This window comes from Hymenobacter fastidiosus (assembly GCF_039539565.1).
GTDB lineage: Bacteria > Bacteroidota > Bacteroidia > Cytophagales > Hymenobacteraceae > Hymenobacter > Hymenobacter fastidiosus.
The window spans coordinates 141,501-167,516 of record NZ_BAABDJ010000007.1; the positions used below are offsets into that span (position 1 = coordinate 141,501).

Annotated in this window: 26 protein-coding genes; 10 read left to right on the top strand and 16 right to left on the bottom strand. The window is 61.5% G+C overall.

The features are described from left to right. Positions 1-7 precede the first annotated feature (7 nt). The 6 genes from ABD833_RS05565 to ABD833_RS05590 all read right to left on the bottom strand — a co-directional run bounded on the left by ABD833_RS05565 (position 8) and on the right by ABD833_RS05590 (position 5,001). Positions 8-1,384, bottom strand: a complete 1,377-nt coding sequence (locus ABD833_RS05565) for a POTRA domain-containing protein (protein WP_345071528.1) — start codon at positions 1,382-1,384, stop codon at positions 8-10. Between the two features lie 261 nt (positions 1,385-1,645). Continuing rightward, positions 1,646-2,323, bottom strand: a complete 678-nt coding sequence (locus ABD833_RS05570; RefSeq protein WP_345071529.1) for a CBS domain-containing protein — start codon at positions 2,321-2,323, stop codon at positions 1,646-1,648. A gap of 95 nt (positions 2,324-2,418) precedes the next feature. Continuing rightward, entirely contained in the window at positions 2,419-3,204 is a 786-nt protein-coding gene (locus ABD833_RS05575) for an alpha/beta fold hydrolase (RefSeq protein ID WP_345071530.1), read from the bottom strand. Positions 3,205-3,222: 18 nt separating this feature from the next. Further along, positions 3,223-3,825 (bottom strand): anthranilate synthase component II, encoded by a 603-nt coding sequence (locus ABD833_RS05580; protein WP_345071532.1) that lies wholly within the window; start codon positions 3,823-3,825, stop codon positions 3,223-3,225. Between the two features lie 78 nt (positions 3,826-3,903). Beyond that, positions 3,904-4,425, bottom strand: coding sequence for a CvpA family protein (locus ABD833_RS05585; RefSeq protein WP_345071533.1), 522 nt, complete (start codon positions 4,423-4,425; stop codon positions 3,904-3,906). 111 nt (positions 4,426-4,536) lie between these two features. Next, a complete protein-coding gene (locus ABD833_RS05590) occupies positions 4,537-5,001 on the bottom strand; it encodes a GatB/YqeY domain-containing protein (protein ID WP_345071534.1) in 465 nt (154 codons plus the stop codon). Positions 5,002-5,129: 128 nt separating this feature from the next. Between ABD833_RS05590 and ABD833_RS05595 the strand changes: the two genes are divergently transcribed. From ABD833_RS05595 to ABD833_RS05615, 5 genes are all read left to right on the top strand, one after another. Then, on the top strand, positions 5,130-5,843 hold the full coding sequence (locus ABD833_RS05595; RefSeq protein WP_345071535.1) for a pyridoxine 5'-phosphate synthase: 714 nt from the start codon (positions 5,130-5,132) through the stop codon (positions 5,841-5,843). A gap of 111 nt (positions 5,844-5,954) precedes the next feature. Beyond that, a complete protein-coding gene (mnmH, locus tag ABD833_RS05600; protein ID WP_345071536.1) occupies positions 5,955-7,031 on the top strand; it encodes a tRNA 2-selenouridine(34) synthase MnmH in 1,077 nt (358 codons plus the stop codon). A 113-nt stretch (positions 7,032-7,144) separates the two neighbouring features. After that, positions 7,145-8,203, top strand: a complete 1,059-nt coding sequence (gene selD, locus ABD833_RS05605; protein WP_345071537.1) for a selenide, water dikinase SelD — start codon at positions 7,145-7,147, stop codon at positions 8,201-8,203. A gap of 6 nt (positions 8,204-8,209) precedes the next feature. Further along, positions 8,210-8,797: a PH domain-containing protein gene (locus tag ABD833_RS05610; protein ID WP_345071539.1), complete on the top strand. Its 588-nt coding sequence runs from the start codon at positions 8,210-8,212 to the stop codon at positions 8,795-8,797. 74 nt (positions 8,798-8,871) lie between these two features. After that, entirely contained in the window at positions 8,872-9,639 is a 768-nt protein-coding gene (locus ABD833_RS05615) for an alpha/beta fold hydrolase (protein ID WP_345071540.1), read from the top strand. Here the strand turns inward: ABD833_RS05615 and ABD833_RS05620 are convergent. Further along, complete coding sequence (locus tag ABD833_RS05620; RefSeq protein ID WP_345071542.1) at positions 9,636-9,785, bottom strand: hypothetical protein; 150 nt, start codon at positions 9,783-9,785, stop codon at positions 9,636-9,638. The two genes, ABD833_RS05615 and ABD833_RS05620, sit on opposite strands and share 4 nt — an antisense overlap. Before the next feature lie 25 nt (positions 9,786-9,810). Here ABD833_RS05620 and ABD833_RS05625 point away from each other — a divergent pair, with 25 nt between their 5' ends. Continuing rightward, entirely contained in the window at positions 9,811-10,515 is a 705-nt protein-coding gene (locus tag ABD833_RS05625) for an SAM-dependent methyltransferase (protein WP_345071543.1), read from the top strand. A gap of 82 nt (positions 10,516-10,597) precedes the next feature. On the opposite strand, the gene feoB is transcribed toward ABD833_RS05625, so the two are convergent. Both feoB and ABD833_RS05635 read right to left on the bottom strand, forming a co-directional pair. Beyond that, the gene (gene feoB / locus ABD833_RS05630; protein WP_345071544.1) at positions 10,598-12,790 is read right to left on the bottom strand and encodes a ferrous iron transport protein B; all 2,193 of its coding nucleotides are present in this window, start codon (positions 12,788-12,790) and stop codon (positions 10,598-10,600) included. A gap of 10 nt (positions 12,791-12,800) precedes the next feature. Beyond that, a complete protein-coding gene (locus tag ABD833_RS05635; protein WP_345071546.1) occupies positions 12,801-13,064 on the bottom strand; it encodes a FeoA family protein in 264 nt (87 codons plus the stop codon). 217 nt (positions 13,065-13,281) lie between these two features. On the opposite strand from ABD833_RS05635, the gene ABD833_RS05640 reads away from it, so the two are divergent. Next, the gene (locus ABD833_RS05640; protein WP_345071548.1) at positions 13,282-14,184 is read left to right on the top strand and encodes a carboxypeptidase-like regulatory domain-containing protein; all 903 of its coding nucleotides are present in this window, start codon (positions 13,282-13,284) and stop codon (positions 14,182-14,184) included. Between the two features lie 122 nt (positions 14,185-14,306). On the opposite strand, the gene ABD833_RS05645 is transcribed toward ABD833_RS05640, so the two are convergent. The 6 genes from ABD833_RS05645 to ABD833_RS05670 all read right to left on the bottom strand — a co-directional run bounded on the left by ABD833_RS05645 (position 14,307) and on the right by ABD833_RS05670 (position 20,732). Next, the gene (locus tag ABD833_RS05645; protein ID WP_345071550.1) at positions 14,307-14,660 is read right to left on the bottom strand and encodes an alpha/beta fold hydrolase; all 354 of its coding nucleotides are present in this window, start codon (positions 14,658-14,660) and stop codon (positions 14,307-14,309) included. Positions 14,661-14,815: 155 nt separating this feature from the next. Further along, complete coding sequence (locus ABD833_RS05650) at positions 14,816-15,028, bottom strand: hypothetical protein (protein ID WP_345071551.1); 213 nt, start codon at positions 15,026-15,028, stop codon at positions 14,816-14,818. Positions 15,029-15,046: 18 nt separating this feature from the next. Beyond that, a complete protein-coding gene (locus ABD833_RS05655) occupies positions 15,047-15,580 on the bottom strand; it encodes an alpha/beta hydrolase family protein (RefSeq protein WP_345071552.1) in 534 nt (177 codons plus the stop codon). Positions 15,581-15,919: 339 nt separating this feature from the next. Next, on the bottom strand, positions 15,920-16,519 hold the full coding sequence (locus ABD833_RS05660; protein WP_345071553.1) for an OmpA family protein: 600 nt from the start codon (positions 16,517-16,519) through the stop codon (positions 15,920-15,922). A 76-nt stretch (positions 16,520-16,595) separates the two neighbouring features. After that, complete coding sequence (locus tag ABD833_RS05665; RefSeq protein ID WP_345071554.1) at positions 16,596-17,990, bottom strand: serine aminopeptidase domain-containing protein; 1,395 nt, start codon at positions 17,988-17,990, stop codon at positions 16,596-16,598. Positions 17,991-18,236: 246 nt separating this feature from the next. Beyond that, the gene (locus ABD833_RS05670) at positions 18,237-20,732 is read right to left on the bottom strand and encodes a bifunctional UDP-N-acetylmuramoyl-tripeptide:D-alanyl-D-alanine ligase/alanine racemase (RefSeq protein WP_345071556.1); all 2,496 of its coding nucleotides are present in this window, start codon (positions 20,730-20,732) and stop codon (positions 18,237-18,239) included. 312 nt (positions 20,733-21,044) lie between these two features. On the opposite strand from ABD833_RS05670, the gene ABD833_RS05675 reads away from it, so the two are divergent. The 3 genes from ABD833_RS05675 (at position 21,045) to ABD833_RS05685 (ending at position 25,499) form a co-directional block, all read left to right on the top strand. Further along, positions 21,045-23,630 carry a YfhO family protein gene (locus ABD833_RS05675; RefSeq protein ID WP_345071557.1) on the top strand — a complete coding sequence of 862 codons (2,586 nt, stop codon included), beginning with the start codon at positions 21,045-21,047 and terminating at the stop codon, positions 23,628-23,630. Positions 23,631-23,831: 201 nt separating this feature from the next. Then, a complete protein-coding gene (locus tag ABD833_RS05680) occupies positions 23,832-24,785 on the top strand; it encodes a 1-aminocyclopropane-1-carboxylate deaminase/D-cysteine desulfhydrase (RefSeq protein WP_345071558.1) in 954 nt (317 codons plus the stop codon). Between the two features lie 84 nt (positions 24,786-24,869). After that, positions 24,870-25,499: a DUF4230 domain-containing protein gene (locus ABD833_RS05685; RefSeq protein ID WP_345071560.1), complete on the top strand. Its 630-nt coding sequence runs from the start codon at positions 24,870-24,872 to the stop codon at positions 25,497-25,499. Here the strand turns inward: ABD833_RS05685 and ABD833_RS05690 are convergent. Further along, positions 25,496-25,996, bottom strand: a complete 501-nt coding sequence (locus ABD833_RS05690) for a regulatory protein RecX (RefSeq protein WP_345071562.1) — start codon at positions 25,994-25,996, stop codon at positions 25,496-25,498. The two genes, ABD833_RS05685 and ABD833_RS05690, sit on opposite strands and share 4 nt — an antisense overlap. Positions 25,997-26,016: the final 20 nt, after the last annotated feature.

Sequence of the window (26,016 nt, forward strand, 5' to 3'; positions counted from 1 at the left end):
TGACCGGTCAGATGGGAAACTCACTACGGAAAAAGAAGCCGTCCTGCCCGCGGCCATTACGGGTGTACTCCATGGTGAATACCCGATCGTAGAACGTCACCAGATGTAGTCCGATACCGGCGGAACGCAGCAGCTGGTTGGGAAGCCGGTTGGAGACCAGCACGGACCGGGATGCTACATAACCGGCATCGACAAAGGTATTTAAATAAAGCACCAGCGGGATAGTATTGATTTTGGGGTTGCGGATGGCGTCGAGCTTGAGCTGGCCCAGATCGAAAAGCCGGTAAGAAACGCTCTGCTGAGCCAGACCGTAGTGGCGGCCATCCACAACGTAGGGGTCGTAGCCTCGCACGAGGTTGTCGTAGCCCAGGGCCCGGTTGTCGGCGTAGGCTACCCGCTCGGCAAAGCGCAGCTGGCCCTGTAGGTTGAAATTATAATAAAATCCGCGCCCCAAGGCAAAATACTGGGCATACCGGGCACGAGCAGTGGTAATGTCGGGCGTGCCAGGGGTAAGGAAAACCCGGTGCGTGAGCACCGCCTGCACGAAGCGCCCGGTGAGCGGATAGGCAAACGTGTTGCGCTGATTGAGGCTGGCACTCAGCGTTACGTCCAGAAACTCCCGCCGGGTGCGCCCTAGGTAATAGGCCGGGTTACGACGCAGAACCGAATCGGAAACCTGCTGTCGGTGGTAAGCCACATCCAAAGCCGTGCGCCGCTGCACCGTATGACGCCAGCGCAACCCGGCCGTCAGGTAGCGTCGCTCAATAGGAAAGCCGGTATCGTCGCGAAAAGCGACCAGCCGGTCCTGCCCGGTGGTGTAATCCAGGGCGTGGCTGCGGTAGTAAGAAACGCCAAATCCAACGCCCACCCGCCGCCGCCGACCGTAGCCGGGAGCTTCATAAAACAGCTCGTATTTGCGGTTGAAGCCCAGCTGCAGATTGCCGGTAAGGTCTTCGTTACGCCCCCGCAAGTTTCTGCGCACCACATGCAGGCCATAGTCGACGCGCTGCCACTTATCGGGACGGTCGAGCCAGGAGCGGAAGTTGCGGTCGGCGAGGGAGAAAATAGGCACCGGAAACGTGTACCAACGCTCCTGCAGACTGAACAGCACCGTGATTTCGCCATCCCGGCACACAGTTTCGATCAGGACCCGGTGGAAAAGCTGCAGGTTGAAGAGGCGGCGACGGTTGGCCTCCAGGCGCCGGGCCAGCTGATCCGTCGGAAGACGGTCGCCTTCGTGGAAATCCAGCTCGGCCCGCAGAATCTGCTCTTTGGTGACTTCATGGCCGACGAACAGGATGGTGGCCACGCGCACCACAGCATACTCGGGACACTGAACGCGAACGAGACTATCCGGGGCGGCCCGGCGGACAGTGTCAGGCATAGCGGCGGCAGAACGAGGGGAAGAGGGTAACCAGCCCAGCAGCAGAGAAAGCAGACAGGCAAGCACTACTGGAATTCTGACTGTTGAATTCTGAATGCTGAGTTGCCGGACCTGCTCAGACCTGCTTCACTACCGTGCTGGCCTGCCGGCAATATAATTTTCAATGCTGAGTTGACGAACGACATGATTCTCCAACTCTTGCTGAGCACACCCGCCGGAAAAACAATCTTCAATTCATAATTCATACTTCAGAATTCCCTCCTACAGGCTCAGGTATTTGAGCAGGGCGTCAAAACGGTCATGCTCACTGTCGCTTACCTCGCCAGCGCCGCTGAACTGGGCCGTGATAACGTAGCCAAACCGCTCCAGGGTGGCCGTAATGCGCGCCAGATCAGCCGTATTGAGCTTCAGGGTAAGCCGGATCTTGTACGGATCGTGCTCATCCTGGGCTACGTGGGCACTGAGAATCTTGGCGTTGTTTTCCTCGACGTAACGGCTGATCTGGGTCAGGGAATAATCCCGCTCCGCCATCGACATAACCAGAATACCGCCCTGCCCGGCGGCAATGGGCAGCTGACCGAAAGCCGCCAGCGTATCACCTACCGTCACCACCCCCAGGTATTCCCGCTGATCATCGAGCACGGGCACAAGCTGAAGCTTGTTCTGGATGGCCAGCTCCATGATGTTGTAGAAGTGCTGGTCGCGCTGTACGTGCACGTCGGCAAACCCGAACGCCACGCTGGTCAGGGGTAGGTCGGAATTCTCATAGTCGAGCAGATCAGCCTCGGTTATCAGGCCGCGGTACTGCCGGTTTTCGAGCACGGGAAGCTGGCCCACGTGGAATTCTTCCAGCCACTTCGCGGCTTTCGAGGCTGGGTCAGAAACCTTCAGCGGTGGAATCATCTTGTTGAGCAGGTCTTCGGCAATCATCGAGTGCATCGGCAAGAAAAAGCGGAAAGGCGAAAAGAAACTGCGTCCGAAACGATGAAAGCGGCCGGGCGGGGGCTTTGTTCAGCAGCGCGGCCCAACGGCTGCTAAGCCGCCACGGGGGCGGGCTGCCGGGTAGTTCGGTGCAGAAACTGCCGCAGGTAAGCGTTGAACTCCCGGGGCCGCTCCATCATGGGCGCGTGGCCGCAATGATCCAGGAAGCGCAGCTCGGAGCCCGCAATCAGCCGGTGAAACTCGTGCGCTACCGGTGGCGGCGTAATGGTGTCATTCAGCCCCCAGACCAGCAGCGTGGGTACGCTGATGCGGGTGAGGTCTTTGCTCAGGTTATGCCGCTGGGCCGAACGGGCAATGCTGATAATGCGCAGACACTTGGCATTGGAGTTCGTCACGTCGAAGACTTCGTCCACGAGGTCTTTCGTGGCCAGCGTGGGGTCGTAGAAAGTGTACCCTACCCGCTCCTGGACGAAAGCATAGTTGCCGCGCTTGGGAAAAGAGCCGCCCATCGAGTCTTCGAACAGACCACTGCTGCCGGTGAGCACCAGCCGCCGCACGCGCGCCGGATTGTGCAGCGCGTACACCAGCGCCACGTGGCCCCCGAGGGAATTGCCCAGCAGCGTAACCGGCTCCGTCTGCTGGATAGCGACCAGAAAATCCTCGACGTAGTTCATCAGCCCCGGCACCCCCGCTTTGGTCAGCGGCATGTCGTAGATGGGCAGCAGGGGAATGATAACGCGGTAGTCGGGGCTGAATTCGCGCACGACGTCTTCCCAGTTGCTGAGGGCCCCGAACAGGCCGTGCAGCAGCAGCAGCACCTCACCGGCACCTTCGTCGACGTAGTTGAATCCGTTTCGTTCCTTTATCTGCAGTTCCATCTTCTCGGGGCTGACGGCTCAGGCCGGTATCGGCTGACCGTCCTTTGCAATGATACAACTCTTGACCCAATTGCCCAGCAAAGCTAAACCATGGGTGGTTAGCAGGGCTTCGGGGTGAAACTGGACGCCGTACAGAGGAAGCGTACGGTGGCGAAAGGCCATCAGTTCGCCCGGTTCGTCGGTGGTAAAGGCCAGCGGCGCCAGCCCCGGCGGCAAGTCGTTGAGCACCAGTGAATGGTAGCGGGTAACCGGCATACGCGGCGGCAGCCCGGCGAACAGCGGGTCTTCGATGGCACAGCTGATGGTGGATACCTTCCCGTGCATGGGCCGCGCGGCCCGACTGAGCCGGGCCCCGAAAAACCCGCCCAAAGCCTGGTGGCCCAGACATACGCCCAGCATCGGCAGCCGCCGGTGGTAAGCTTCAATCACCGCCATCATAATACCCGCCCCGCCCGGCGTACCGGGGCCGGGCGACAGTACCACCGCGTCGAAAGCCAGCTGCCGGATTGCGGTCAGCGGCACATCGTTGCGGATTACGTGCGCGCGGACGCCCAGCTGCCCCAGGTAGTCGAGCAGATTGTAGGTGAATGAGTCGAAGTTGTCGAGCAGCAGTACTTGCATGGGCTACTTACCAGATACCCGGGGGCGGCGTTTGGTTGGGAGGAACTCGGTGAAGGCCGCAGAAAGGTTGGCCCGGACCTAAAAAACCCCGCGCAGCTTGTCGAGCAGAGTTCCGGCGAACGGCATCACGAAGGCCACGACTTCCAGCGCTACCGGCGTGGCCTGCTGTACCAGCGGCAGCACCTGCGAATCGGCGACCAGCTGCGGAGAAAGCAGCTTCAGCCCCGCCAGTCCCACGCCGTGCAGCAGCAGGCTGAGGCCCAGAATCCACTTCAGGGCCCCGGCCGCCCCGCCCAGCAGGTGGTCGAGCATGCCCAGCGGGGTGAGATGCACGGCACTCTTTACCACCCCACCCAGCAGATGCACGCCCCAGGTGATGCCCACGAATACCAGCAGAAACGACACCAGCGGCAGCGCCCCAAAGGCGTCGCCGACGTAGTGGCGCACCAGGGGAATAGCATCATTAAGCAGGGCCAGTCCCCCGATTGCCCCCAGCACGAAAGCCAGCAGGGAAGCCACTTCCAGCACCAGCCCGCGGCGGAAGCCTTTCACGGCCCCCACCCCCAACGGCAGCAAAAGCAGGATGTCGAAGCCGGACATAGCGTCAGTTGCCAGTTATCAGTTGCCAGTTACCAGTTGCGTGTTGCCAGTTGCGTGTTGCCAGTTGCGTGTTGCCAGTTGCCAGCACAAACTGGCAACTGGCAACTGACGCTAGACGTTCGTATTGTTGAGCAGGTTGCTGACGACCTGGGAGATGACCCGACCATCGGCCTGGCCGGCCAGCTCGCGGGCGGCAACGCCCATTACCTTGCCCAGATCGGAAGGACCGGTGGCGCCCACCTGCTGAATGATGAGCACGATGCGCTCCACGATATCAGCCTCCGACATCTGCTGGGGCAGGTATTCTTCAATGATGGCCAGCTCGGCCAGCTCCGTTTCCTCCAGGTCGGAGCGGAACTGCTTCTGGTAGGTTTCGGCGGCTTCGCGGCGCTGCTTGGCGGCCTTGGTCAGCAGCTTTATTTCCGCGTCGGTGGTGAGGGCGGCCCCGTGGGCACCTTCGGCCGTTTCGGCCAGCAGGATCTGGGCCTTGATGCTGCGTAGTGTGAGCAGACGCACTTTGTCCTTGGCCAGCATGGCTTTTTTGATATCGGCGTCGATGGTTTCTTTCAGAGCCATAAGAAGGAGCGTGAGTAACAGAATGAATGAATGCCGGGGCCACCCAGGATTGGGCCGACCTGCTAAGCCGCAGGAACGTAACTTTGCCCCGGTACGGCCGGTTGAGGTCCTAAAGTTCGCCCTATACCATGACGAAACTGAGCGTAAACATAAATAAAATAGCTACGCTGCGGAATGCGCGCGGCCACAACCGGCCCAACGTGGTGCAGACCGCCCTTGACTGTGAGCGGTTTGGGGCCGAGGGAATCACCGTGCATCCCCGCCCCGACGAGCGTCATATCCGCTTTCAGGACGTGCGCGACCTGCGTAAAGCCATCAGCACCGAGCTGAACGTGGAGGGGAATCCGACGCCCGGGTTCCTGGCCCTGGTGCATGAAGTACGGCCCGAGCAGGTAACGCTGGTGCCCGATGCTCCCGATGCCATTACCTCCACCGCCGGCTGGGACACCATCACCCACCAGGCGTATCTGCGGGGCATCGTAACCGAGCTGAAGGCCATTGGCTGCCGCGTCAGCATCTTCCTCGACCCCAACCCGGCCATGGTGAAAGCCGCCGTGGGCACCGGCGCCGACCGTATCGAGCTGTACACCGAGGAGTATGCCCGCCGCTACCCCACCGACCCCGCCGCCGCCATTGCTCCCTACCAGGCGGCCGCCGTCCTGGCACAGCAGCTGGGCCTGGGCCTCAACGCCGGCCACGACCTCGACCTGGAAAACCTGGCTTACCTCAAACAAAACTTACCCGGTCTGGCCGAAGTTAGTATTGGTCACGCCCTGGTCTGTGACGCGCTGTACCTGGGCCTCGAAAACACGGTGCAGCTGTACAAGCGCCAGCTGCGTTGATGCGCCAATTAGTAATTAAGAATTAGTAATGAAGAATTGTCTTGCCGCATCTGGTAACTGACAAGGCCTGACAATTACTAATTCTTAATTATTCATTACTAATTAAAGTCCATGCCCCGTCTCCCGCTCGCTGATTTTCTGCAAGGCCCTGCCAATGCGCCCATCCTGGACGTGCGGGCCCCGATTGAGTACATCCAGGGGCATATTCCGGGGGCGCTGAGCTTGCCGCTGTTTACCGACGAGGAGCGGGCCCGCATCGGCACGGCCTACAAGCAGGTAAGCCAGGACCGCGCGGTGCACATCGGGCTGGAGTTTTTCGGGCCCAAGATGAGCAGGATGGTGAAGCACGCCCAGAAGCTGGCCCCGGGCAAGGAAGTGCGGCTGCACTGCTGGCGCGGGGGCATGCGCAGCGGGGCGGTACTCTGGCTGCTGGAGCTGGCCGGCTTCCGGGTGCACCTGCTCGATAAGGGCTACAAGGACTACCGGCGCTGGGCCCTGGCGCAGTTCACCGAACCCCGCCCCATGCTGATTCTGGGCGGCCTCACCGGCTCCGGCAAAACCGACGTGCTGCACGAGCTGGCCCGGCAGGGCGAAACCATCGTGGATCTGGAAGGACTGGCCAATCATAAGGGTTCCTCCTTTGGAGCTATCGGGCTACCGCCCCAGCCCACGCCGGAGCAGTTCGAGAACAACCTGGCGCTGGCGCTGGACGCACTGCCGACGAGTGTAGTGCCCTGGCTGGAAGACGAAAGCCTGAGCATCGGGCGCATCACCATTCCCAAGCCGTTTTTTGAAACCATGCGCCACGCCCCACTCGTGGTACTCGACATTCCGCGGGCCGTGCGCACCCGCAAGCTGGCGGCCGAGTATGGCAAGGAAGACCCGCAGCAGCTGGCCGAAGCCATTCAGCGCATCAGCAAGCGGCTGGGTGGCCTGGCCACCAAAGACGCCCTGGCCGCCATCGAAACCGGCGACATGGAGCAGATGGTCGACATTGCCCTCACCTACTACGACAAAACCTACGGCTTCGGGCTCGACAATAAGGTCAACAGCCGCATCATCCGGGTGCCTTCCGATACCTGCGACCCGGCAGTAAATGCCGGGCTGGTGCAAGCCGCCGTAGCCGAAGCAGGCCTGGTGGAGCTGGCCCGGACGCCAGTCCAAAACTCAGTTGCGCATGGCGCCTAAGCTCTATTAGGCTGACTAGGCCTTTACTTTCGGCTTTGCCGGCAGCGACCAGACCACCGGGCCGTATGCTTGCTGGCAACCGTAGCTTTCCTTAACTGCTCTTTTTTACCCTGATGCCTACCAACGAAACGTCCACCACCGAATACCGCCTCACCCAATACAGCCACGGCGCGGGCTGCGGCTGCAAAATCGCGCCCAAGGTGCTCGACCAGATTCTGCACACCACCATCCCGCAGATTCACGACGAGAAGCTGCTGGTCGGCAACGGCAGCCGCGACGACGCGGCCGTGTACGACATCGGCGGCGGCCAGGCCCTGATCAGCACCACCGACTTCTTCATGCCCATCGTCGATGACGCGTATGACTTCGGCCGCATTGCCTCGGCCAACGCTATTTCCGACGTGTACGCCATGGGCGGCCGGCCCCTGATGGCCATTGCCGTATTGGGCTGGCCCATCGATAAGCTGCCGCCCGAAGTGGCCCGCCGGGTGCTCGAAGGCAGCCGCAGCATCTGCGCCGAAGCCGGCATCCCCTTGGCCGGCGGCCACAGCATCGACTCGCCCGAGCCCATCTTCGGGCTGGCCGTCACCGGCATGCTCGACATCAAAAACCTCAAGCAAAACGACACCGCCACGTCCGGCTGCGAGCTGTACCTGACCAAGCCCCTGGGCGTGGGGATGCTGACCACGGCCCAGAAACGCGGTATTCTGCGCCCCGAGCACGAGCAGCTGGCCCCGCACAGCATGATGCAGCTCAACAAGATCGGCTACGACCTGGGTAAGCTGGCGGCCGTGCGCGCCATGACCGACGTGACGGGCTTCGGCCTGCTGGGTCATCTTTCGGAAGTGTGCGAAGGCAGCAACCTGACGGCCGACGTGGAGTTCAGCAAAGTACCGCTGCTGGCCGAAGCCGAGGAATACCGCCTCCAGAAGTCCGTGCCCGGCGGCACGGTGCGCAACTGGGACAGCTACGGCCACAAGATCGGGCCGGTAACCGACGAGCAGCGCACCTGGCTCTGCGACCCGCAGACGTCCGGCGGTTTGCTGGTCTGCGTCGATCCGACGGGCCGCGACGAGGTGCGGGCCGTTTTTGAGCAGTACGGGCTGACGCTGGAGCCTTTTGGCACGCTGCGGCCGCACACGGCCGGCGAGGTCTGGATTCAGGTACGCTAGGTGAAGATGCTTGCTTTGCTGCGGCCCCTGCTGGAAATCAGCGGGGTCGTGCTGCTGCTCATTTTCGGACTGCGGGTCGTCACCGGCTTTTTCACCAGGGCCAGCCGGGTATACCGGCCCACGTTCGTGCGGCAGTTCTACCTGCTGTTCTGGCCGCTGCTGTGCCTGGGCGTGGGGCTGCCGTTTCTGGCGTCCTTCTTTTTCTTCGGCCCGCTCTCCGGCTACGAGCTGGTCTTGCTGACGGCGGTGGCCGCGGTAGTACTGGGTTTCGCGGCACCAGCGCTGGGGCTGCACGCGCAGTACTACGTCCGCAATGTGCACACGGCGCTGGTGTTCGAGCCCAAGCAGAACGTGCTGGAAGTATACGAAAACCAGGTGCGGGTGCCTTTCGCCAAAAGCGACCTGGTGCGGGTGGAGTGGGTTACCTGCGTATCGCCCCGGCTGTTCTGGAGCAACTACCACTTCCTGCGGCTGCACCTGCGCGACGGCCGGACGATTACCCTGACGGCGCTGCTGACCAACCTGATGCCCGTCGCGGAGTTTCTGCGCAATGCCAACGTCGAGCCGAAGCAGCGCTGGTTCTGCTTTCTGTAAACCGGGAGGCACAGCGGGCAGGCCGCGGCGGTACCCCGCCTGGTGTGCCGGCTTCTTCCCACCTTTGTGCCGCTATGCAACTACACTTCCGCGAACTGGGCCAGGGTACACCGCTGGTTATCCTCCACGGCCTCTTCGGCACTTCCGACAACTGGCAGACGCTGGCCAAGCGCTGGGCCGAAACGCACCGCGTTATCGTGGTGGACCTGCGCAACCACGGCCGCTCCCCCCACACCGCCGAGCATTCCTACGACCTGATGAGTCAGGACGTGCTGGGGCTGTTCGACCAGCTGGGGCTGCAGGACGTGACGCTGCTGGGTCACAGCATGGGCGGCAAGGTAGCCATGCGCTTCGCCCTCGACCACCCCAACCGCCTGACCCGGCTCGTCGTGCTGGATATCGCGCCCCGCCTCTCCGACATGACCCACCAGGATGATATTCTGGCCGGCCTGAATGCCGTGCCCCTCGCCACCCTGCAAACCCGGCAGGAAGCCGACGACGCCCTGGCCCGATTCATTTCCAACCTGGGCGTGCGGCAGTTCCTGCTTAAGAATCTCTACCGTAAAGAAGACAACTCGTTTGCCTGGCGGCAGAATCTGACGACCCTCACGGCCCACATGCCCGCCATCGGGGCCGAAATAACCGCCCCGCAGCCGTTCCTGAAGCCCGCCCTGTTCGTGCGCGGCGGCAAGTCCGACTACATCAGCCCCGAGGATAAGCTCTACGGCATTCCGGCGCTGTTTCCCAACTCCCAGGTCGAGACGGTAGTCGATGCCGGCCACTGGCTCCACGCCGAAAAGCCCGACGAAGTGTACGCGCTGGTAGCAGCCTTCATGGGTTAATTGATATGCCCTGCAGAATGCGGCAGTAGCTTTTCGCATGCCATGGTATTGTCATCCTGAGCAAAGCGAAGGACCTCTACTGCTTCGTTGCCGAAGTAATTACCATTGCGGGAAAGGTCCTTCGCTTTGCTCAGGATGACAGACATTTTTCAATTCAACACTTGCCAATCCATGAAGGGCACCCTTTATCTTATTCCCACGGTGCTGGCCGAGGACACTGCGGCGCAGGTGCTGCCGGCCCAGGTGGCGGCGCGGGTGGCGGCCCTCTCCTTTTTTCTGGTCGAGAATGCCCGCACGGCCCGGCGCTTCATCAAGACCGTGGCTCCGCAGCAGGTGATTGAGAACCTGAGCATCACTGTCATCGACAAGGACTCGACGGAAGCCGAAATCAGCGCGGCACTGCAGCGGGTAGCGGCCGGGCAGGATGCGGGCGTTATTTCCGAAGCCGGCTGCCCCGGCGTGGCTGACCCCGGCGCGGAAGTAGCCCGGCTGGCCCACCGGCAGGGCATCAGGGTAGTCCCATTGGTGGGGCCATCATCCTTGCTGCTGGCGCTGATGGCTTCGGGCATGAACGGGCAGAGCTTTGCCTTTCACGGCTACCTGCCCATTGAGCGGGCCCAGCGGGCCGGCGCCATCAAAAACCTGGAGCGGCTGGCCCTCACCCAGCATCAGACCCAACTGTTCATCGAGACGCCCTACCGCAACATGCCGCTGCTGGAAGATCTGCTGATTCACCTGCAGCCCGGCACCCGGCTCTGCATCGCCGCCAACCTCACCGCCCCCGACGAATTCGTGCGCACCGACACCGTAGCCGGCTGGAAAGGCAGGCTCCCCCAGATCCACAAGCAGCCCGCCGTGTTTTTGATTGGGCGGTAGGTTGTTCGTTTTTGGTTGTTCGTTTTTGGTTTTTGGCTCAAGAACGATAGCCAAAAACCAAAAACGAACAACCAAAAACCAATCACTTAAACACCTGATACACGATCAGCGACGACACGTAGGCCAGGCCGGTCATGTATACCAGCTGGAGGATCGGCCACTTCCAGCCCTTGGTTTCGCGGTAGACCACGGCCAGAGTGCTCATGCACTGCATGGCGAATACGTAGAAGACCAGCAGAGAAAAGGCCCGGGCGGGCGTGAAGAATGGCCGACCGAATTCGTCCTTTTCGGCGGCCAGCTTCTGCTGCACCGTGCGCATGTCGGCGTCCTGCCCCACGCTGTAGATGGTGGAAATGGTACCCACGAAGACTTCCCGGGCAGCAAACGACGTGATAAGGGCAATACCGATTTTCCAGTCGAAGCCCAGCGGGCGGATGGCGGGCTCCAGCGTGCGGCCAAACAGGCCGGCGTAGGAGTTTTCCAGCTTCTCGGAAGCTACCCGGGTTTCCGTTTCGGCCTTGCTGAGCTGCTGCTGCGCGGCCGAGGCGCGGGCTGCGGTTTCGGCCTTTTCCAGCGCCTGCCCCGGCCCATACGATGCCAGCACCCACAGAATGACGGAAATAGCGACAATGACCTTGCCGGCCTGAAACACGAAGGTTTTTACCTTCTCCACGATGGTGATGCCCACGTTTTTCCAGCGCGGCCAGCGGTACACCGGAAACTCCATGATGAAGTAGCTCCGCTCCCGGGTGCGCAGCAGCAGCTTCAGGGCCAGGGCCGAGAAAATGGCCGCGAAGAAGCCCAGCAGATACAGCCCCATCAGGGCAATGCCGCGCAGGTTGAAGATGACCAGCACCGGCTCGTCGGGCACCACCAGCCCGATGAGCACGGTGTAGACCGGAATCCGGGCCGAGCACGACATCAGCGGCGTGACGAAGATGGTGATGATGCGGTCCTTCCAGTTTTCGATGGTGCGCGCGCTCATGATGGCCGGCACGGCGCAGGCTACGCCCGAAATCAGCGGCACCACGCTTTTGCCGTTCAGCCCGAACTTGCGCATGATGCGGTCCATCATGAACGTGACGCGGGCCATGTAGCCGGTTTCTTCCAGCACCGCAATGAAGGCGAAGAGCAGGGCAATCTGCGGAATGAAGATCAGCACCCCGCCCAGCCCGGCCAGAATTCCCTCCGTGAGCAGGCTGATCAGCGGGCCGTCGAAATTGGTTTGAATCAGGCTGTTGATCCAGGCCACGCCCTGGTCAATCAGCTCCATGGGGTAGCTGGCCCAGGCAAATACGGCCTGAAACATCAGAAACAGCACCCCAAAGAAAATCAGGTAACCCCACACCTTATGGGTGAGCACCTTGTCGAGGCGGTTGCTGTGGGGCTCGTTCTTTTCGGTGCGCGTCACCGTCACGGCATTCAGCAGAATGTCGTTGATGCGGGCATAGCGGGCAATGGTTTCCTGGGCCTGCTGCGGCGTAGCCTGAAAATCGTACCGGGCTACCAGCTCGCCGATGTAGGTCCGCTCGTCGGCCGTCAGGAAGTTGATCTGCCGGAACTGGTGGGCGTAGTGCAGCGCCAGGTAGTCGTTGTGCAGGTTAAAGTAGTGGCGAATCTGCCGGAGCATGGGCACCAGTGCCGCTTCGGGCTCGTAGAAACTTACCGTGGCGGCGCTGAGCTGCTGGGCTATTACAATTTTGAGGGCCGTTACCCCAATTCCCTTGCGGGCATTCATCGGAATAACCGGCACCCCCAGCTCCTGCTGCAGCGCGGCGAGGTCAATCCGGACGCCGTGCTGCTCGGCCACGTCCGTCATGTTCAGCGCCAGCACCGTGGGCAGGCCCAGATCGGCCAGCTGGGTGAACAGCAGCAGATTGCGCCGCAGATTGGAGGCGTCCACCGTCACCACTACAAAATCGGGAAACTGCTCGGCGGCCCGGTCGTAGAGCAGGTCGGTAATCACCTTTTCATCCAGACTCTTCGGATAGAGCGAGTAGGTGCCGGGCAGGTCAATGATTTCGGCGCGGTGCTGGGGCGTAAGCTGACTGATGCCGGTTTTGCGGTCTACCGTCACGCCGGGGAAGTTGCCCACTTTCTGGTTCAGGCCCGTCAGCTGATTAAACAGCGACGATTTACCCGAGTTGGGGTTACCAATCAGGGCGATGCGCGTCAGGGAGCGGGAGCCGTGCGGCGGAAAGTCGCCCAGGGTTTCGAGGGCTACTGCGGAAGCAGCCGTACCGGCGGGGGCGGTGATCTGGGCGACGCGGGCCATACGGCAGCGGCTAAGCCTTCAAAAGAATAGTGGCCGCCTCGCTTACGCGCAGCGACAGGGTGTAGTCTTCGTTGCCGAGCACCAGCGTGATGGGGCAGCCCAACGGAGCCCGGCTGTTGAGGCGTACCTGCGTGCCGGGAATGCAGCCCATTTCCAACAGCTTCAGCGCCATTTCCGGATCCTGGAGGCAGCAGATCGTCCCACTTTCGCCGAGGCGAAGATCTTTCACGCTGCGGGGCGCAGTGGGCGTGGATTGGGCGGAACGATTGGACACAGGCGGAGGCGGTTATTTAGATTCTGTTCAAACAAAGGTACAACCGTTTTAGTTTTCGGCCAACCCGAACAGCTATGTCCCCTGGGTAATTCAGGGGGCTAACCGGCTGGTTTTTAATTATTCTGCTTTGCAATTGCACAATTATAAATATTCGGGGAGGACTTGCAAAAATCACCTTATTTGATTGTAATTTTGGGGTATAATAATCTGCCTAACTATGTTCAAACGCGTACTTGTCCTGCTCACCCTCGTGGTGTTGTTTCCAGTTTTGAGCTTCGCCCAAGAGAACAACAAGCTCTCCGGACGTATTGTGGATTCGAAAACCAAGGAACCGATTCCGTTTGCTTCTATTCAGCTAAAAGAAGAGCAAACCGGGGCCCTGACCAATGAATACGGGTTCTTCCAAATGGTTATGCCCGAGAAGAACGATCAGGACTCGCTGCTGGTGTTGGCGCTGGGCTACTTCCGCAAAGCGGTAGCCATCAAGAAAGGGGGTAACCTCACCGACCTCATCATTGAAGTACCCAAGCGGGTAATCGAACTGGGCGACGTGAAAGTAATCGGCGGCAAGGTGAAAGACCTGTCGTTGGGCTCGAAGACCAGTACCCCCGGTGAGGGTATGATTCAGGGCATGCCCGGTCAGCAGTATGCCTTCTACGTGAAAAACGACAAGAACAAAAAGCTCGGCAACATCCGCTCGGCCTCGTTTTATATCGGCGAAAATGGCTTTCCCCGCGAGCCGTTCCGCGTACGGCTCTACAAGGCCGATGGCAACTACAACTCGCCCAACACGGACCTGCTGACCGAGAACGTGGTGGTATCAGCCCCCGGCGGAGGAGCCTGGTACACCGTTGATCTGACTCCTTATAATATTGAAGCCCCGGCCGAAGGCTTTTATGTGGCTATGGAATGGATTGTGAGCGGTGATAAGTTCTACACCACCAATTTCATGGATACCTACACTCCTTACGGGCAGATTATGCGCCCTACGTTTGAGTTCAAGGAAAGCCGTACCTGGTCATATTCGCTGGGCAAAGGCTGGAGCCTGATTACGCTCGTCAACAACGGAATGCGCTACAACGCCATGATCAAGGCCGAAGTAGACATGATCAAAGACTAGATCCTGGGTGAGCGGGAAGTCGGCAGAGCCCCCCAACCAGTCGTAAAAGAGGCCCGTGCTAGGTGTAGCACGGGCCTCTTTTACGACTGGTTGCTGCTTATTCAAAGCAGCCGTAGAGTACCTTACTTTTCAGGTTGGGTATGCTTCACAATCCATTCGCAAATAACATCCTGCGCTACGGGCGAGAAGATCGGCGGCTGCTGCCCATCTACCAGCGGCCATTCGGAAGGATCAGCCTGAAACAGGTGGTTCACGTCGGCCAGCTTGCCGACGGTTACGTTACGGTTGCCTTTAAGCGCCTTATCTAAAGCGGGCAGGTTTACCTCAGCCGCCGCCTGCAGGTCTTTCGTCCCATTAAGCGCCAGCACCGGACAACGCACTTTCGCCAGCTCCGGCTGCGGATTGAAGCCGACAAAGTACCGATACCACGGCGTCGTCAGCTCAGCCGCACTAGCTAAAGCGGTAGCATTATCCATCGATGAATTATTCTGCTTCAGCATGTTGGCGACAATGGCCTGGCCTGCGCGTTGTCAGCGGTCTGACTGATTACTTCCAGAATAGCTTTCTGCCGCTTGATTACCTCCTCGATTTGGGCACTCGCCATTCCTGCCGAGCGCATGGTGTTGGCTTGCTACTGCACCAGGACCTGCTGTCCCGGGATACCATACGCGGCCAGCAGCACAATGAAAGCCGGGGGCAGAGGCTCCGCCGCCGCCAGCGCGGCTACGTTGCCGCCCTCCCCATGACCAATCAGTCCAATGCCGGTGACGGCAATTTCAGAGCGGGTGCGCAGGAAGTTCATCCCGGCCTGGGCATCTTTTACGCGGTCGGCAGTGGTCGCCAAAGGCGTGGCCCCCTGCGACTATCCTACGCCCCGGTCGTCGTAGCGCAGCACGGCAATACCCCGCCAGGTCAGATAATCAGCCAGCGACCCGAACATCCGATACTGATCCAGGGTGCCGTCGCGGTCCTGGGGGCCGGTATCGGAAAGCAGTAGCACAGCGGGAAAAGGGCCCGGGCCCGCGGGAATTGTCAACGTACCGGCCAGGCGAATACTGGCCTGCTGATTAGAGAAAGCGACTTCATCGACGCGGTAAGGCGGGGGAAACGTAAAGTTCTTCGGTAGCGCAGCCGGGGGTGGTATCAGCGTCAGGGCCATGGGGGCTTCAGAACCGGGCTGTTGCCAGGTTCCCTGCAACAGCTTGCCGTCGCGGCCAACCAAGCCCACAAAACGGCTGTCCGCGGCCGCCGCGTAGAACACCACGGTATCCCCTCTCGTTTCGACCGTCATCGGCATCCGGTTGACTTTTTGCAGGGGTACATCCAGCACGGCAAACTGCTTTCCGGTGGCCAGTTCCGTCACGCTGACCATGACTTCCAGGCTGCCGCCGGGCATCTTTAGCGGACCCTTCCATTGCCCTGCCAACCCGGTGGCAACATTGTTTTGGGCCTAAGCAGCTATTGGCAGCAAGGGAGGCTGTTTAGGGTTTCGAAAAAGCTGTCATCCTGAGCGGAGCGAAGGACCTTATCACGTCCGTACCACTTGAAATTAGGCCCAAATGAGCCGTCGTGAGAAGGTCCTTCGCAAGCGTACGCCAGATGAAGGATGACAAACGACGAAAAAACCGAAACCCTAAACAGGTTCTCAGCTAGAAAAGACTTTCTGATTGCCGAAAGCAGCGAAAATTTTCATCCGTTTCTTGTTCGGGAACAGGTCTAAGGGGTAGATCGGGGCTTACTTGGTACGCACGGCAATTTCCACGCGGCGGTTTTGCTGACGTCCTGCGGCGGTGGCGTTGGAAGCTACCGGCTGGCTTTCGCCCATCGGCTCCACACTCACGCGGCCCGCATCGATCTTCCCGTTCTGGGCCAGCCAGGTTTTCACGGCTTCGGCCCGCTGCTCGCTGAGCTCCTTGTTATAGCTTTTGTCGCCCCGGGCATCGGCGAAGCCCATGATCCGGACGGGACCGGTGGCGTAGCGCTGCCCAATGGAAGCCGCAACCTGCTCCAGGGCCTTACTGGCTCCCGGCTTGATTTCGGCTTTATCGGTATCGAACAGCACCGTTTCTTCGAGGCCGTACACGCTGTATTCGCTGTTGCCGCGCACGGTCACTTCCGTCGTGCTCACCTCGGGGTATTTCACGTCGGCCAGCTGGGCCTTGGTCATGTCCCAGGTACTGTCGACGGCACCGGCGGCCGTTTCACCATCGCGGTAAACCACGGCAGTATCCTGGGTGGCTTCCTGGGGCTGGTCTTTGGTTTCGGGGTTGTTCAGGTTGTCGCAGGCAGAAAGCAGGGCGACCAGCGCGACGACGGAAAGCAGTTGTTTTTTCATGGTTGTGGGAAAGAGGGCGGAATAAGTAGGCCTCTGTACGCACAGTTTATCGGGAGGTTTAAAAGCCGGAGCCCGCTTACTTCAGCGAGCGGCTCATAATCCAGACCCGGATTGTCTCTTCCGCCGCCGGCGAAAAATTAGGACGTGACTCCCCTCCGATCAGGGGCCATTCGGCCGGAGCCGGCTGGAACAGGTGGTTCACCCCCGCCAACTTCTTACTGGTCAGATCCCGGGAATTATGCAGGGCTTTCGCCAGCGCGCCAAGATTAGTTTCGGCCTCCACTTCCATATCGGCGGTACCCGTGAGCAGCAATACCGGGCATTTTACGCTGGTTAACGGCTCGATGGGGTTATACTTCAGAAAATGGCGGTAGTGAACCGACGTCAGATCCGCGGCCCGGGCCTGCACGGTGGCGGCATCCAGCCTGGGGTTGCTCTGCCGGAGCATATCCGCCACCATGGTTTGAGCCTGCGACGCATCCGGGGTTTGCTGAATGACGTCGAGCATAGCCTGCTGCTGTTTGGTAGCCGCTTCCACCTGCGCCGTAGCCATGCCCTGGGAGCGCAGCAAGGCCGCGTGCTGCTGCACCGCCATCATGCTGCCCGGCAGGCCGGCAGCGGCCAGCGCTACCACAAAGGCCGGTGGAGCGGGCTTGGCGGCGGTAAGCAGCGCCACGTTGCCGCCTTCGCCGTGCCCGAGTACGCCCACGTGCGAAAAATCAATTTCCGGCCGCGCCCGCAGAAAAGCAATTCCGGCCTGTACATCCGTAACCAGGCCTTCCGTGGTCGTCAGGTTGAAGTCGCCGGCCGAACCGGCAATACCGCGGTCATCGAAGCGCAGCACCGCAATACCGCGGCGGGTAAGGTAGTCGGCCAGGGCTCCGAGCAGGCGATAGTCGCCCACGGTAGCGTCACGGTCATGAGCCCCGGCATCCGAGACCAGCACCACGGCGGGAAAGGGCCCTACTCCGGCCGGAATAGTCAGCATCCCACTCAGCCGCAGGCTGGCGACGGGGTTAATAAACGTTACCTCATCCTCCCGATAGGGCGGCGTCAGGCGGATTTTGGCCGTCACCGGATTTACCGGCGCGGGCGTGAAGGTGAGGGTCAGCGGAGTATCCAGGCCAGGCTGGTGCCAGGTCCCAATCACCTGCTTGCCATCGGGCCCCAATTGCCCCGTGAAGCGGCTGCCCGCCTCCTGGGCGACCAGCACAACAGTGTCGCCGCGCATTTCCACTTTCACCGCCATGCGACTTACCTTTTGCTTGGGTACGTCCATGGTGGCAAAGTAAGAGCCATCCGCCAGGCCAATCAGCCTAAACACGACTTCCAGCTCTCCCCCCGGCATTTTCAGCGGTCCTTTCCAGATGCCGTCGAGCTTGGGGCCAGCCGGGGCGCCGAAAGCACCGGCCCCGGTCAGCAGCAAGGGCAGCCAGCAATACCTCAGCAAGAGGCGTAGTCCTGTTTTCATAGTGGCTGGAATTGGAACAGTAGGCAGCGTAAAAAGCAGCTAAAACAAGCCGTACGTACCTCCTATTCAGGGGCAACTTTACTCACAAGGTAAGGTGAATCATCCGCTTCACCTGAAATCATTGGAACTGTATAATTTCATAAAACAATATTGCTAAAACCCTGACTGATTATGGTTCTCCCAGCTGATTTCACCGCTAACCAGCAAGCACTTAGGTGCTCGTCCCCGCTTAATTCACTGGGTTGGCTACTCCGCAAAAAATACCCGTTTCACCCGCTCACTTACGTTGGTCAGCAGCTCATACGGAATAGTGCCAATTCTACCCGATAACGTCAGCAGCGGCATGGCTTCGCCGAACACCACCGCCAGGTCGCCGGCCCGGGCCGCGGGCACCGCCGTTACGTCGGCCATGCACATATCCATGCACACATTGCCGACGATAGGCACCCGCTGGCCGCGAATCACGACTTCCCCGGCCCCGTTGCCGAAGCGCCGGTCGTAGCCGTCGGCGTAGCCAATGGCCAGGGTGGCAATCCGCCGCACGTAGTCGGTGGCTACCCCACGGCGGCCGTAGCCCACCGTTTCGCCGGGAGCCAGGGTTTTGATCTGGGAAATGGTGGTCCGCAGGCTGCTGACCGGGCGCAGGGCGTCCGGCTCCTGACCGCTGGCTTCTACCCCATAGAGCCCGATGCCGAGGCGCACCATGTCGAAGTGGGCCTCGGGGAAGCGAACGATGCCGGCGGAGTTGAGGGCGTGCTTGAGAACGGAGTAGCCCAGGGCCGCTTCCAGCTGGGGCGTCATGCGCTGGAAGGCGGCCAGCTGGCGACGGGAAAAGTCGTTGTGCTGCTCTTCGTCGGCCCCGGCCAGGTGAGTCAGGGCGCTGGCTACGCGCAGGTAGGCCGCATTTTCGCGCAGCAGGTCACATAGCCCGGGCAGGTCTTCCTCGGCAAAGCCCAGGCGGCGCATCCCGGTATCGAGCTTGAGGTGAATGGCGGGTAACGGCTGCTCCCCGGCCGCCCGCAGATAGTCGCGCAGTAGCTCGAAGGAGTAGATTTGGGGTTCCAGGTGGTACTGCCGCAGCTTCTGAAAGGAATCCGGCGACGGGTTCATCACCATGATGGGCAGGCTGATGCCGTGCTGACGCAGCTCCACGCCCTCGTCGGCGTAGGCCACGGCCAGGTAGTCGGCGCGGTGAAACTGGAGCAGGTTGGCGACTTCGTACGAGCCGCTGCCGTAGGCGAAGGCTTTCACCATGACCATGAGGCGGGTGCCGGGCTGGAGGCGGGCGCGGTAGTAGTTCAGGTTGTGGACCAGCGCGTCGAGGTTCACTTCCAGCACCGTGCCGTGGATCTTCTGCTGAAACGCCGTCACAATCCGCTCAAAACCATAGCGCCGGGCGCCCTTCACCAGAATGGTTTCGTGCTGGAACCCGTCGGCCTGAAACTCGCCCAGGAACGCTTCGGTATCGGCGAAAAACGCCCGGGCGGCAACTCCGAAAGCCGCCTGGTGCTGACTGATTTCGGGACCGATGCCAATAACGCGCTCCACGCCGTGGGCCGGCAGCAGGGCGGCCACGCGGGCATACAGGTCGGCGGCGGGCAGGCCCGATTCGAGCACGTCGGACAGAATCAGGGTGCGGCGGCCCCGGCGGGGCTGACGGGCCAGAGCGTCGAGCGCCAGGGTGAGGCCGGCGAGGTCGTTGTTGTAGGTGTCGTCGAGCACGTAGCAGTCGTTGAGGGCCTGCTTCATTTCCAGGCGCATGGCCACGGGCTGGAGCCGGTCGAGGCGGCGCTGGATTTCGGGGGCCGCCACCTGCCGCCACAGCAGCACCGTGAGGCAGTGCAGGGCGTTTTCCACCGATGGCTCATCGGCAAAAGGAATGCTGAAGGTATGCTCCTGGGGCAAAGGCCGGTTCAGCCCGACGCGCACCAGGGTGCGGTCGGCCAGCGCCTCCAGCACCGTCACGGCCACGTTGGCTTCGTGGGGATGCTGGCGGCTCCAGGTGAAGAGCCGCTGAGCCGGGAGCAGGGCGCGGGCGGCGGCGTGGACGGCGGCGTGGTCGCGGCAGTAGAAAAGGGTATCGACCTGGGTAAAGAGCTGCATCTTCTCCCCGGCTTTTTCCCCGGGGGAGGAAAACCCCGCGTCGTGGGCCGTCCCCAACGTGGTGAAAATACCCAGCGTCGGCTGAATGACGCGGGCCAGCCGGGCCATTTCGCCCCGCTCCGAAATACCGGCCTCAAAAACCCCCAGCGTATGCGTCGGGGTCAGCTGCCAGACACTCAGCGGTACGCCCACCTGCGAATTGTAGCTGCGCGGACTTTTGGCTACCAGCTCATCGGGGCTCAGCAGCTGGGCCAGCCACTCCTTCACGATGGTTTTGCCATTGGAGCCCGTGATGCCGAATACCGGCAGGCGAAACTGCTGCCGGTGGTGGGCCGCCAGGGTCTGGAGGGCCACCAGGCTGTCTTCGACCAGCAGGAACCCGGCTTCCGGAAAAGCCGCCACGCCGCCCGGAATTTCAGCCTCGGCGGCTATTATAAACAGGCGCACTGCTTTGGCATACAGCTCCGGCAGGTAGCGGTGTCCGTTGTGCTGGGGGCCGCGCAGGGCAAAAAAAAGCGAGCCGGCGGGCTGGCCCACGCGGCGGCTGTCGAGCAGCAGGTGCTGTACGCGGGCCGGGGTGGCGGGAAGCTGGAGCAGGGAGCCCCCGAGAATGGCGGGCAGGTCGGAGAAGAGCAGCATGATACCGGGAAAAACCGGGGCTAAGGTAGGGTGGTTTGGGGTGGCGGCTGGCGCAAGGCAGCCGGCAGCTGGCGAAAGTCTGAAGCCGCCGAAGGCAGCGCGACTTCCAGCCACGGTACGAGGTCAGTCTCCGGACTGACAACAGTTGAACAGGTCGCATTCCGCAAGTCGGGAGACTTGCGGAATGCGGCCGGCTGGAAGTCGCGCCGCCGGTGGCGGCTTCAGACTTCCGCCAGTACTGCTTTCTGCAGCTTCGTCGTACCACGGAAAACGGCTACCTTCGGGCTCATTTTCCGACTCTTTTTTCGCCTGATGACTCTCGTTTCTTCCTCGTCGGTGCCGCTCTGGCGCCGGGTGCTGCCCCACCTGCTGGCCGTTGTGTTCTTCGTGGCCCTGGCCGCGGTTTACTTCTCCCCCATCGTCTTCGACCACCAAACGCTGGCCCAGCACGACGTGGTGCAGTTCAACGGCGGAGCCCACGAAGCCCAGGTATACCGGGCTGAAACCGGCAAGGAAGCCCTCTGGACCAACTCCATGTTCGGCGGAATGCCGACTTACCTCATCAGCACCCACTTCACCGGCGACCTGTCCATCTACCTGCACCAGCTGTTCACGCTGAACCTGCCGGCGGTGGTGGCCAATATGTTTCTGGCGCTGCTCTGCGGCTACGTGCTGTTCATCGCCTTGGGAATACGGCCGCTTATTGCGGTGGTAGGCGCGGTGGCGCTGGGCTTCACCAGCTACAACCTCGCTATTCTGGCCGCCGGGCACAACACCAAGTCGCTGGCCCTGGCTTACGCGCCGCTGGTGCTGGGTGGGCTGCTGGTCACGTTCCGCCGCAACCGCTGGCTGGGCGCGGCGCTGTTTGCGCTGGGCCTGACCATGAACGTGCGCTCCAACCATTTGCAGATTACTTACTACCTGATGCTGCTGGTGGCCATCTTCGGCATCGTGGAGCTGGTAGCGGCCGTGCGCGAAAACCGGCTCAAGGATTTCCTGAGCCGTACCACGTTGCTGCTGGCCGCGGCCGTGCTGGCGGTGGGCGTGAGCTTTGGTCGCCTGTATGTGACGGCCGAGTACAGCAAATATTCCAACCGGGGCAAGTCGGAGCTGCAGCCGCTGCCGGCCCAGCCGGGGCAGCCGGCCCCCTCCACCGACGCGGACGGCCACGACCCGGACTACGCTTTTCACTGGAGCTACGGCATTGGCGAAACCATCACGCTGCTGATTCCCAACTACTTCGGCGGCGCCTCCTCGGGTAAGCTGAGCGAGAATTCGGCTACCGCCAAAGCCCTTGCAGGGCTGGGCGTGCCACCGGCGCAGATGCGGGACTACCTCCAGAACATGCCTACGTACTGGGGCAATCAGCCCATCGTGAGCGGGCCGGTGTACGTGGGCGCGGTGGTGTGTCTGCTGTTTGTGCTGGGCTTGTTCGTAGCTGATCCGCGCACCCGCACCTGGCTGCTGGTGGGCACGCTGCTGTCTATCGTGCTGGCCTGGGGCAAGAACTTCGAGTCGTTCAACCTACTCATTTTCAACTACTTTCCCGGCTACAACAAGTTTCGCTCGGTGAGCATGGCCCTGGTCATTGCCCAGCTGGCCATGCCGCTGCTGGCCGTGCTGGCCCTGGCCCGGGTGCTCCGCCCTAAGCCGGCAACTACGCCAGTGGCAGGGGCCAGCACCCATCCGGGGCTGGCGGCCCTGGCGGGCCAGACGGTGGACACGGCCGAAACAGCGGACACCAAGCGGAAGCTGCTCTATGCCGTGGGCATCACGGTGGGCATCTGCGTGCTGGCTTTCCTGGCCGGGCTGGGGGCCGACTTCGCCTCGCCCATCGACGCGCAGATGCAGCAGCAGGGTTTCCCGGTGGATGCCATCCGCGCCGACCGCGCCAGCCTGATGCGCTCCGACATCCTGCGTTCCATCGTGTTCGTGCTGCTGGCCGGCGGGGTAATCTACTTCTACCTGCAACGCAAGCTGTCGGTAACGATGGCGGCGGCCCTGGTAGGCGTGCTGACCTTGGTGGATCTGTGGTCGGTAGATAAGCGCTACCTCAACGACAACAACTTCCAGCGCGAAACCATCGCCCAGCAGTTCGTCCCCAGTCTGGCCGACCAGCAGATCCGCCAGGTGGAAGCCTTGGAGCTGCGCAGCGGCAAACCCGCCACCGACACGCTCAGCTACCGGGTGCTGAGCCTGCAGGGCGACCCATTCAGTGAAGCCAACACCTCCTACTTCCACAAGAGCATCGGCGGCTACCACGGGGCCAAGCTGCACCGCTACCTCGACCTGATTGAGCGCCAGATTTCGCAGAACAACATGCAGGTGCTTAATATGCTCAACACCCGCTACATCATTCCGCAGGATCCGAAGCAGGAAGTACGCCGTAACCCCGGCGCCCTGGGCAATGCCTGGTTTGTGAGCACCGTGCAGAAAGTGCAGAACCCGGACCAGGAAATGGCCGCCCTCAGCACCCTGAATCCCGCCACCGACGCCGTAGTGGACGCCTCGAAATTCCCCCTGACCAAAACGGCCTACAACGCCGCCGGCTCCACCATCACCCTCACCAGCTACTCGCCCGACGCGCTGAAATACAGCGCCAGGGCCGTCCAGGAGGGCTTTGTGGTCTTCTCCGAAATCTACTACCAGGATGGCTGGAATGCCTACATCGACGGCAAGCTGGTACCGCACCTGCGGGCCAACTACGTGCTGCGGGCCCTGCCCGTTCCGGCCGGCACCCACACCATCGAGTTCAGGTTTGAGCCCAAGGAATACGCCATCGGCAACACGGTTTCGCTTATTTCGTCCATCCTGCTGATTGTGGCCATGCTGGGCGCGGTAGTGTACGCCGTGAAGCGCCGGCCGGAAGTAGTGGCCGAGGCGCAACTGGTGGCTTAGTTTTTTTATTGCCTTGTCATCCTGAGTGCAGCGCAGCGGAGTGAAGGACCTTCCTCTTTTCGCGCTGTCAGGCGTCATTCAACCCACCAAGCCCTTTACCGCGCCCCGGTGAAGGGCTTGGCTCATTTAGATGAACTTTGTACTGGCGAAGAGGAAGGTCTTTCACTTTGCGCACGCCAGACGAAGGATGACCGACGAAGGATGACCGACGAACAAGACACGCCCCAATCACTACCGCTGCTGCAGGAGCTGGTCGAGCCTGTTGCCACCCGGCACGGCGTGCGCCTGCTGCTACTCCGCGACGACCTAACCCACCCGGAGCTGCCGGGCAACAAGTGGCGCAAGCTCAAATACAACCTGCAGGCCGCCCGCCAGCAGGGCCACGACACGCTGCTGACTTTCGGCGGCGCCTTTTCCAATCACCTGGCCGCCGTAGCCGCCGCCGGCCGCCGACACGGTTTCCGCACCATCGGGCTGGTGCGCGGCGAAGAAACGCGGCCCCTGAACCCCACCCTGGCCCGGGCTACGGCCGACGGCATGACCCTGCGCTACCTCGACCGGACGGCCTACCGCCGCCAGCCCGAGCCCGCTTTTCTGGCTGAGCTCCTGACCCGGACCGGCCCGGCCTACGTGCTGCCCGAAGGCGGCACCAACGCCCTGGCCCTGCCCGGCTGCGCGGAGCTGATAACCGAGCTGGCGGCCCTGACGGACTTCGACGCCGTGGGCGTAGCCTGCGGCACGGGCGGCACGCTGGCCGGTTTACTCACCGGCCTGAACGGGCAGCGGACGGCCATTGGCGTGGCGGCCCTGAAAAACGGGGGCTTTCTGACCAACGAAATTAACACGCTGACTCAGGCCGACGGAGGCCGGATCTATGACAACTGGAGCCTGCAGACGGACTACCACTTCGGGGGCTACGCCAAATTCTCCCCGGAGCTGCTCACCTTCATCCACGCATTCCAGACCCGGCACAACGTGTTGCTCGACCCGATTTACACCGGCAAGCTGCTGTTTGGAATCCTGGATCTGATTGGCCAAAGCCACTTCCGGCGCGGCAGCACGGTGGTAGCCGTGCACACTGGTGGCCTGCAGGGGTGGGCGGGTTTCCGGCAGCGGTTCGGGGCGCGCAGCCCCTGGTGGCCGACGTGGCCATGAGCAGCTCTGAGCAGCTTTGAGCAGTCAAAGCAGCCACCCCCGAAGCTGAGCCGTATTTAGCCTAACTCCCCCTTGTCTTCGCCCATGCCGCTTGCCCGTTTGCTTCGCCGTCTGTTGCCCCTGCTGTTTCTGGTAGGCTTGGGCTGGTTTCTCTGGCAGAAAGTACAGCCCGCGCTGTTCGACAACCCGCTCAACCCGGAACCCCGCATCACGGTGACGCACAATACGGTGCTGCAAAAGGTGGAAGCCCTGGGGCGGCTGGAGCTGGTCCGCTACCATTTCAAGGACGTGGTGGAATACAAGAAAAGCACTTACCGCTTTCTGCCCGACGCTAAAGTGGCCCTCATCGTGGCCGGCGACGCCGTGGGCTGCCTTGACCTGCGCAAGGTGAAAGCGCAGGATGTGGTGTTCGAAGGCGACTCGGTGGTGCGCATTGCCCTGCCGCCCGCCGAGCTGTGCACCTGGCAGGTCGACCACAGCCAAAGCCGGGTGTACAGCGTCGAGAACGGCTTTTTTCAGGACGCGGAGCTGGTAGACGCCGGCTATAAGTACGCGGAGAGGAACGTGCGCACGGCGGCCCTGCAATCGGGCATTCTGGCCCAGACCGAGCAGAACGCCGAGAAGATCCTGCGCCCCATGCTCGAAACCATGACCGGCCGCCGCGTGGTGCTCACCCAGCAGATGGCTCCGCCCCAGCTACCCGGCCGGCGCTAATCCTCGCTTTCTTCCGCTTCCTTGCCCAGGTCATCCAGGGCCATGCGGATCAGGTCGTTTTCGTAGCCTTTCACGGTCATAAACATAATCAGCTTCTGACGGCGCAGGCGCTGGTTGCGCTCCTTTTCCACCCGGTCGCGCTTCTCCAGCACGTCGACCAGGTTCTGGTAGTACTCGTCGCCGTCGATTTCCTTCATCCCGGCTTTGATGCAGTAGTCGGAAATACCCTTCTGCTTCAGCTCCTGGGTGATACGGCGGCGGCCCCACTTCTTGATGCGAACCTTACCCCGCACGAAGGCCTGGGCGTAGCGCTCCTCATCGAGCATTTTTTCCCGGCTCAGCCGGATGATGATTTCGCCGGCCTCATCCTCATTGAGCCCGTACTCGCGCAGCTTGGATTCGACTTCCTTCTGATTCCGCTCCTGATAAGCGCAGAAGGCAGCAATTTTGGGTAAGGCTTCCGAAGGGGTGTAGAATTTTCGCTTGGGCTGGTCCATAAACAAGATAAGGCTGACGG